The organism is Mycobacterium sp. E2462, from assembly GCF_001672685.1.
Lineage (GTDB): Bacteria > Actinomycetota > Actinomycetes > Mycobacteriales > Mycobacteriaceae > Mycobacterium.
This window is the reverse complement of the sequence record NZ_LZKC01000203.1, coordinates 1-8,031: the sequence shown is the minus strand read 5'-3', so window position 1 is coordinate 8,031 and position 8,031 is coordinate 1. Positions and strand designations below refer to the sequence as shown.

8 protein-coding genes are annotated in these 8,031 nt (G+C 68.9%); 4 read left to right on the top strand and 4 right to left on the bottom strand.

All coding sequences use genetic code 11. From position 1 onward, the window contains the following. Positions 1-767, top strand: a 767-nt coding sequence (locus tag A5714_RS10310) for an energy-coupling factor transporter transmembrane protein EcfT (protein ID WP_068284998.1), incomplete at its 5' end; no start/stop codon positions are given. 8 nt (positions 768-775) lie between these two features. On the opposite strand, the gene A5714_RS10305 is transcribed toward A5714_RS10310, so the two are convergent. Next, on the bottom strand, positions 776-1,222 hold the full coding sequence (locus A5714_RS10305; RefSeq protein WP_068073805.1) for an Lrp/AsnC family transcriptional regulator: 447 nt from the start codon (positions 1,220-1,222) through the stop codon (positions 776-778). 125 nt (positions 1,223-1,347) lie between these two features. On the opposite strand from A5714_RS10305, the gene ddaH reads away from it, so the two are divergent. From ddaH to A5714_RS10290, 3 genes are read left to right on the top strand one after another with little or no spacing between them, the layout of a single operon-like run. After that, on the top strand, positions 1,348-2,199 hold the full coding sequence (ddaH, locus tag A5714_RS10300) for a dimethylargininase (protein ID WP_068284994.1): 852 nt from the start codon (positions 1,348-1,350) through the stop codon (positions 2,197-2,199). Further along, the gene (gene rocD / locus A5714_RS10295) at positions 2,196-3,446 is read left to right on the top strand and encodes an ornithine--oxo-acid transaminase (RefSeq protein WP_068284992.1); all 1,251 of its coding nucleotides are present in this window, start codon (positions 2,196-2,198) and stop codon (positions 3,444-3,446) included. The genes ddaH and rocD overlap by 4 nt, the downstream gene beginning before the upstream one ends. 54 nt (positions 3,447-3,500) lie before the next feature. Then, positions 3,501-4,913 carry an APC family permease gene (locus A5714_RS10290; RefSeq protein WP_068284990.1) on the top strand — a complete coding sequence of 471 codons (1,413 nt, stop codon included), beginning with the start codon at positions 3,501-3,503 and terminating at the stop codon, positions 4,911-4,913. Here the strand turns inward: A5714_RS10290 and A5714_RS10285 are convergent. From A5714_RS10285 to A5714_RS10275, 3 genes are read right to left on the bottom strand one after another with little or no spacing between them, the layout of a single operon-like run. Next, on the bottom strand, positions 4,910-6,250 hold the full coding sequence (locus A5714_RS10285) for a sugar ABC transporter substrate-binding protein (RefSeq protein ID WP_068284986.1): 1,341 nt from the start codon (positions 6,248-6,250) through the stop codon (positions 4,910-4,912). The two genes, A5714_RS10290 and A5714_RS10285, sit on opposite strands and share 4 nt — an antisense overlap. Then, positions 6,247-7,071, bottom strand: coding sequence for a carbohydrate ABC transporter permease (locus A5714_RS10280; protein WP_068284984.1), 825 nt, complete (start codon positions 7,069-7,071; stop codon positions 6,247-6,249). The genes A5714_RS10285 and A5714_RS10280 overlap by 4 nt, the downstream gene beginning before the upstream one ends. Further along, positions 7,058-7,942 (bottom strand): carbohydrate ABC transporter permease, encoded by an 885-nt coding sequence (locus A5714_RS10275; protein ID WP_068284982.1) that lies wholly within the window; start codon positions 7,940-7,942, stop codon positions 7,058-7,060. Before A5714_RS10275 ends, A5714_RS10280 begins: the two co-directional genes overlap by 14 nt. Positions 7,943-8,031: the final 89 nt, after the last annotated feature.

Below are 8,031 nucleotides of genomic sequence, written 5' to 3'. Positions count from 1 at the left end.
CCTCGGTCATCCACGAGTTGTGGGCCGGCACGAAATTGCTTGTCGTGCTTGCCGCCTCGATCCTCCTCACGTTGTTCCCCGGCTGGGTGACCATCGGTCTGATGGGAGCGCTGCTGGTGACGGCGGTGCGGCTGGCCCGGGTGCCGCGCGGAGCGCTGCCCTCGCCGGGGGCCTGGTTGTGGATCATCCTCGGGCTGGGCGGGGTCACCGCGGCGCTGGCCGGCGGCAGCCCCGTCGTCTCGATCGCCGGCGCGCACATCGGCCTAGGCGGGACGCTGAACTTCTTGCGGGCCACCTCGTTGTCCATCGTGCTCATCGGCTTGGGGGCCATGCTGTCCTGGACCACCAACGTGGCCGAAATGGGACCAGCCCTGGCCACGTTGGGCCGCCCGCTGCGCGTGCTGCGCATCCCCAGCGACGAATGGGCGGTGGCCCTGGCGCTGGCCCTGCGTGCCTTCCCGATGCTGATCCAAGAGTTCCAGGTGCTCTATGCCGCCCGGCGGTTGCGCCCCGAGCAGCCGCAGGGCAGCCGGCGGGCCCGGCGCCGCCAGCAGGCGCGCGACATGATCGACCTCCTCACCGCGGCCATCGTCGTCACGCTGCGACGCGCCGACGAGATGGGCGACGCGATCACGGCCCGCGGCGGCATCGGCCAGTTGTCCGCCAACCCAATTCGCCCGAAGCTGGCGGACTGGGTGACGCTTAGCCTCACCGTCCTGGCCGGGGCGGCCGGGATCGCGATCGAGACGATCTTCAACCTGCACTAGGCGGTGCGTCAGGGCCGCGCGCGGTCGATCAGATTCGACAGCACGACAATGCTTTCGCTGCGTTCGACGTCGGCGCTGGCCCGGATCCGCTCGAGCGCCACCTCCAGGTGCTGCATGTCGCGAGCCAGCACGTGCAGCAGCGCGTCGGGCGTGCCGGTCACCGTCGCCGCGCTCACCACTTCGGGGATGTTCACCCAGGCGGCCCGCAGCGCGTCCGGGGCGATCCGCCCGTGGCAGAACACCTGCACGTAGGCCTCGGTGTTCCAGCCGAGCGCGTTGCGGTCGACGACCGTGGTGAAGCTCTTGATCACGCCGCTGTCCAGCATGCGGTCGACGCGGCGCTTCACCGCGGGTGCCGACAGGTTCACTTTCTCGCCGATTTCGGCGAACGTGGCCCGCGCATGGTCGGTGAGCTCGGCCAGGATGCGCTCGTCGGTCTCGTCCAGGCGGTCCATCACTCCCCGTTTCGCCAGCCACACAATAAATCGATGTATTCGGGATTTTAGCGCAATGAATCGACGGTAGACACGCAACAGGCGTCGTTTGATTGTGTTTCCGGGGCCAAATATCGTTAATTCCCATGACGGAACCTCACGTCGCAGCTCCCGAACCCACCGCCGCGCGCGTACCCCGCGCGGCCACCGCGCGCCGGTACGCGATGACGCCGCCGGCCCATTTCGCCGTCGAGTACGCGATCAACCCGTGGATGGACCTGTCCACCCCGGTCGACGTCGGGCGCGCCCAAGCGCAGTGGCGCCACCTGATCGATACCTACCGAGGGCTGGGGCATCACGTCGACCTGGTCGAGCCGGTGCCCGGACTGCCGGACATGGTCTACGCCGCCAACGGCGGGTTCGTCGCCGGTGACGTCGCGATCGTCGCGCGGTTCCGCTACCCGCAGCGCGCGGGTGAGGCCCGCGCCTACGCCGCATGGATGGCCTCGCAGGGGTATCGGCCCAAGTGCACCAGGCACGTCAACGAAGGGCAGGGCGACCTGCTCAAGGTGGGGGATATGGTGTTGGCCGGGTGGGGCTTTCGCACCCACCGGCGCGCCCACCCCGAGATCGCCGCCGCGCTCGGCATGCCGGTGGTCTCGCTCGAACTGGTCGACCCACGCTTCTACCACCTCGACACGGCGCTGGCGGTGCTGGACGACAGCACGGTCGCGTTCTATCCGCCGGCGTTCAGCGCCGCCGCGCAGCGGCGAGTGCGCGAGTTGTTCCCGGACGCCATCGTGGTCGGCAGCGCCGACGCCTTCGTGTTGGGGCTCAACGTCGTCTCCGACGGCCTGAACGTGGTATTGCCATCAGCGGCAACGGGTTTCGCCGCTCAACTACGCGCCGCCGGTTTTGTGCCGGTCGGCGTCGATCTGTCCGAGTTGCTCAAAGGCGGCGGCTCCGTCAAGTGCTGCACATTGGAGGTATTCCCATGACGATCCTCGACGCCATGACGTCACACAAGGTCGCCGCGAACCGCATCGACACGGCGATACGACTAGTGGAACGGCGTGCGGCGCACAACTATTCGCCGCTGCCCATCGTCGCCGCCAGCGCCCTGGGCGCCTGGATCACCGACATCGACGGCCGGCGCTACCTTGACTGCCTGTCGGCGTACTCCGCGGTCAACTTCGGGCACCGCAACCCCGAGATCACCGCCACCGCCCACGCCCAACTCGACGCCGTCACCCTGGTCAGTCGCGCCTTCCACTCCGACAAGCTCGGACCGTTCTGCGCGGCCCTGGCCTACCTGTGCGACAAGGACATGGTCCTGCCGATGAACTCCGGCGCCGAGGCCGTCGAAAGCGGGCTCAAGGTCGCCCGCAAGTGGGGTGCCGACGTCAAGGGCGTTCCCGCCGAGCGGGCCAATATCATCGTGGCGGAGAACAACTTTCACGGCCGCACGATCAGCATCGTCAGCTTCTCCTCCGACCCGGCGGCCCGGTCGGGATTCGGACCCTTCACCCCGGGGTTTCGTTCCGTGCCGTTCGGTGACGCCGCCGCGCTGGCCCAGGCGATCGACGAGAACACCGTCGCGGTGCTCCTCGAGCCCATCCAGGGCGAGGCCGGCATCGTCGTCCCACCCGACGACTACCTGCCCGCCGTCCGCGCGCTGTGCTGCGAGCACAACGTGTTGATGATCGCCGACGAGATTCAATCGGGGCTGGCCCGCACCGGCTACACCTTCGCCTGCGACCGCTGGGGAGTGGCGCCCGACGTGTACCTACTCGGCAAGGCGCTGGGCGGGGGCGTGGTGCCGCTGTCGGCCGTGGTCGCCGACCGCGACATCCTCGGTGTCCTGCATCCCGGCGAGCACGGCTCCACCTTCGGCGGCAACCCGCTGGCGGCCGCCATCGGCACCACGGTGGTGTCCATGCTGGCGCGCGGCGAATACCAGGCGCGGGCCGCCGCGCTGGGTGGGCGCCTGCATCGACGGCTGCGCGCGCTGGTGGGTGAGGGCGTGCTCGCGGTGCGCGGCCTGGGCCTGTGGGCCGGCGTGGACATCGACCCGGCCCTGGCCAGCGGCAAAGAGCTGAGCCTGCGGCTCGCCGAGCGCGGCGTGCTGGTCAAGGACACTCACGACTCGACGCTGCGGTTCGCGCCACCGTTGGTGGTCACCGGCGAGGAGATCGACTGGGCGGTGGCCCAACTCGCTACGGTGTTGCAGGAGGTTGCCTCATAATCAGCTGATCCGCCACCGGGAGGGCCATTGCCAGCGATCGGCCTCAAAGAGCAGATGCTGCGCCGACGCCCGGTCGCGGGCGCGTCCGCCGCGGGTGGCACCGCCGAGCATCTCAAGCGCAGCATCGGGACGTTTCAGCTCACCATGTTCGGGGTCGGCTCGACCGTGGGTACCGGCATCTTCTTCGTCATGTCCCAGGCCGTGCCCGAGGCCGGCCCGGGCGTGATCGTGTCCTTTCTGCTCGCGGGGCTGGCGGCCGGGCTGGCCGCCGTCTGCTACGCGGAATTGGCTTCCGCGGTGCCGGTGTCGGGCTCGTCGTATTCCTACGCCTACGCCACGCTGGGCGAGGTCGCGGCGGTGGGGGTGGCGGCCTGCCTGCTGCTGGAATACGGCGTGGCCACCGCAGCGGTGGCGGTCAACTGGAGCGGCTACCTCAACAAGCTGCTCACCAATGTGCTCAAAGTGCACGTGCCACAGCAATTGTCGGCCGCGCCGTGGGATGCGCAGCCAGGCTACGTCAACGTGCCCGCGGTGCTGCTGATCGTGCTGTGCGCGTTGCTGCTCATCCGCGGCGCCAGCGAGTCGGCCAAGGTCAACGCCGTCATGGTGCTCATCAAGCTCGGGGTCCTCGCCGTGTTCGTGCTCGTCGCGTTCACCGCCTTCGATGCGCACCACCTGCAGGACTTCGCGCCGTTCGGCGTCGCGGGCATCGGCTCGGCCGCCGGCACCATCTTCTTCTCCTATATCGGCCTGGACGCGGTGTCCACGGCCGGTGACGAAGTGCAGGACCCTCAGAAGACGATGCCGCGCGCGCTCATCGCCGCCCTGCTCACCGTCACCGGTGTCTATGTGTTCGTCGCGGTGGCCGCGTTGGGCGCCCAGCCCTGGCAGCGCTTCGCGGGCCAACAGGAGGCCGGCCTGGCCACGATCCTCGACAACGTCACGCACCACAGCTGGGCGGGCACCGTTCTGGCCGCCGGGGCGGTCATTTCGATCTTCAGCGTCACGCTGGTGACCATGTACGGCCTGACGCGCATCCTGTTCGCCATGGGCAGCGACGGGCTGCTGCCGGCGCGTTTTGCCGCCGTCAACACCCGCACCATGACGCCGGTGGGCAACACGGTGATCGTGGCGGTCGTCGCCTCGGCTCTGGCCGCCTTCATCCCGCTGCAGAAGCTGGCGGACATGGTGTCCGTGGGCACCCTCACCGCCTTCGTCGTCGTCTCCGTCGGGGTGATCGTCTTGCGGGTCCGCGAGCCCGACCTGCCGCGCGGGTTCACGGTGCCCGGCTACCCGGTCACACCCATCCTTTCGGTCGCCGCGTGCGGCTACATCCTCGCGAGCTTGCATTGGTACACCTGGATCGCGTTCGCCGGGTGGGTGTCGCTGGCGTTGGTGTTCTATCTGGTGTGGGGCCGGCGGCACAGCGCACTCAACGAGGCGGTCACCGCCACCCGGCCGGGCTAGCGTTGCGTCGCGGCCGCGTTGGCGGCGGACTGCGCCTGCTTGAGCAGCACCGCGACATCGCCTCGGCCCAAGAACATTTCGTCGAAGTAGGGCTGCAGTGCAGCGTTGCCGGCGGCGAAGCCGGCACCGCCCGGCGCGGCGATGCGGGGCCTGTCCAGGACGCGGAAGAACGGTGCGACGTCCACCCCGCGGCGGGCCCAGTAGTCGAAGTAGACCGGCTGGGCGGAGAGCACTGCGGGGATCGCGGCGCCGCGCCGGCCCAGGTATTCGTTGCCCGTCTTGCTGCCCATCCAGGCCAGCACCTGACGCACCGCGTCAGGGTGCTTGGTCGCCGCGTTGCCCGCCGCCGCGATGCCATTGGTGACGCTCACCCGTCCCACGGGCCCGGCGGGCATCATCGCCACGCCCCAGCGGAAACCGGCGTCGCGGGCCACCGGCGCCAGGTTGTAGGTGCCGGACTGGAACAGCGCCATCCGCCCGGCCAGGAATTGGTTGCGGGAGAAGTCACCGTTGTCGTTGGTGTCCGACGCGGGCGGCGCGAGGTGGTCGGTGTTGATCAGCCCGACGAGATAGCGGAAGGCCGTGACCGCCGGCGGATTGTCGAACGCGAAGCGGTCGCCGCGCTGGAACACCCCGCCCGCCGACCCGATGTAGTTGAGGTAAATGCCCTGCGGGTCGTTGGCCGCGTTGTACCCCCACTGCCGCACCCGGGTCGCGTCGAAACCCGCTGCGTCGGCGCGGTGCCCGTCGGCGTCGACCGTGAGCCGGGCCAGTAGCGGCCGCAGGGTGTCCCCGCCGTCGGAACTCCACCGCAACCCCGCCAATTGCGCCGGAGCCACGCCGGCCGCGGCCAGCAGGTCGGCATTGTAATAGAGCGCGATGCCCGCATCGGTCAATTGCGGTACGCCCCAGAGCTTTCCGTGACGGGTGAACTGCTCCTGGACCGCGGTGTCCCAATCCGAACGCGCCGCGGGGTCGACCATGGCGCCAATGTCGAGCAACCGGCCGCTGTCGGCGTAGGCCGCAAGGTAGGCGTTGGACAGCCAGAAGATGTCGTCGGCGCTGCCCCCGGCCACATCGGTGCGCAGGGTATTGAAGTAGGTGGCGTAGGCCACCAGATTGACGTGCACGTCGATGCCCGGGTGCGCGCGGGCGAACGCGGCGAAGGACTCGCGGTACGCCTCGCCAATCTGATCGGCCCAGATGCGCACGGTGACGACGACCCGGCCGCCGCCGGGCAGCCCCGAGTAATTCAGCAGCGCCGCCGTCGCGGCCAGCAACACCGCGACGACAACGAGCGCCCCGGCGGCCAGGGTCGAGAACCGGGGCCGGGTCACTTGATTCCCGAGACCACGATCGAGGCGACGATGTGGCGCTGGAAGACGACGAACAGCGCGACCAGCGGGACGATCGCCACGGTGGTCGCCGCCATCACCAGCGTCCACTGAGAGTTGAACCGAGACTGCAGGTCCGCGGTCGCCACCGTCAGCACCCGCCACTTGTGGCCGCTGGTGATGACCAACGGCCACATGAAATTGTTCCACTGCGAGACCACGGTGATCAGCGTCAGCGCCGCCAACACCGGCCGGCTGGACGGGATCACCACGTGCACGATCACGTCCAGAGTGTTGGCCCCGTCGAGGTGGGCGGCGTTGATGAGGTCGTTGGGGATGAGCCGAAAGTGTTCGCGCAGCAGGAAGATCGCGTAGGGCGACCCGAAGACGAACGGCAACACCAAGGCCCAGAACGTGTTGCGCAGGCCCAGCTGGGCCATCATCAGGTACATCGGCACCACGGTGACCGTGCCCGGCACCATCAACGTCGCGATGTAGACCCAGAACAGTGCGTCTCGGCCGGGAAACTGCAAGCGGGCGAACGCATATGCGGCCAGCACGGAGAAGGTTAGCTGACCCACCAGGATCACCGCCGTCATCAGCGCGGTCACCGCGATCGCGCGGCCGAAGCCGGCGCCCGCCAGGTCGGTGAAGTTCGACAGCGTCGGCGGCCGTGGCAGCTGCAGCGGCGTCCCGGTGACGAACTGGTGCGACGAGGTCAACGAGGTCATCAGCCCAAGGGCGAACGGCGCCAACGTGATCAGCGCTCCGAGGATCAGCCCGGCGTAGAGGACGGCGTTGCCGAGATGCCTAGGTGAGGTCATAGCTGATCCGTCGCCGAAAATACAGGTGCTGCACCAAGGTGACGCCGACCAGGATCACGAACAGTACCACCGCCATCACCGACGCCCGCCCGATCGCGGCCGAGCCGAACGCCTCGGCGTAGATGCGGTGGGCCACCAGGTCGGTGCTGCCGCCCGGGCCGCCGCCGGTGAGCGCGTAAACCATATCGAAAACCTGTGCGGTGCTGACGATCCCGGTGACCAGCACGAAGAACGTCGTCGGGCGCAGCATGGGCAGGGTGATGCGCCAGAACCGCTGCCACGCGGTGGCGCCGTCGGTGCGGGCGGCGGCGTGGATGTCGTCGGGAATGGCCAGCAGGCCCGCCAGAAACGACAGCGACACGTAGCCGACGTTGGTCCACACGACGACGGCGGACACCAGGGGCAGCGCGAAGCTGGAGTCGGACAGCCACTCGATGTCGTGACCCAGCACGGTGCTGACGGCCCCGTCCGTGGGCGCGAGAATCCACCGCCACAGCACCGCGATGGCCAACGGCGCGCAGATCCACGGCAGGACGTAGACGGTGCGGAACAGCGCGGTGCCGGGCAGTTGGCGGGCCAACATGAACGCGACGACCAGGCCCAGCACCGTCTGCACCGGCACCACGATCGCCACAAAGACGGCCGTGACGATCAGCGAGTTGCCGAATCCGCCGTCGGCCAGCACCGAACGCCAATTGGCCAGCCCGACGAAGCGCAGCGGCCCCAGCAGGTCCCAGCGGTACAGGCTCAGCCACACCACGACGAGGATGGGCAACAGCAGAAAGGCGACGACGCCGAACAGGCTGGGCGCCAGCAGCGCGTAACCCAGCGCGGTGGAGCGAGGGCGTGTCCTCGATACGGCGCTGGCCATGAAGGTATTAAAGCGGGCGCCGCCGCGAATTGGTGAGCACCGGCCGTTACGGTGGAGCCGTGACATCGAACGGGGGGATCGACGCCGAC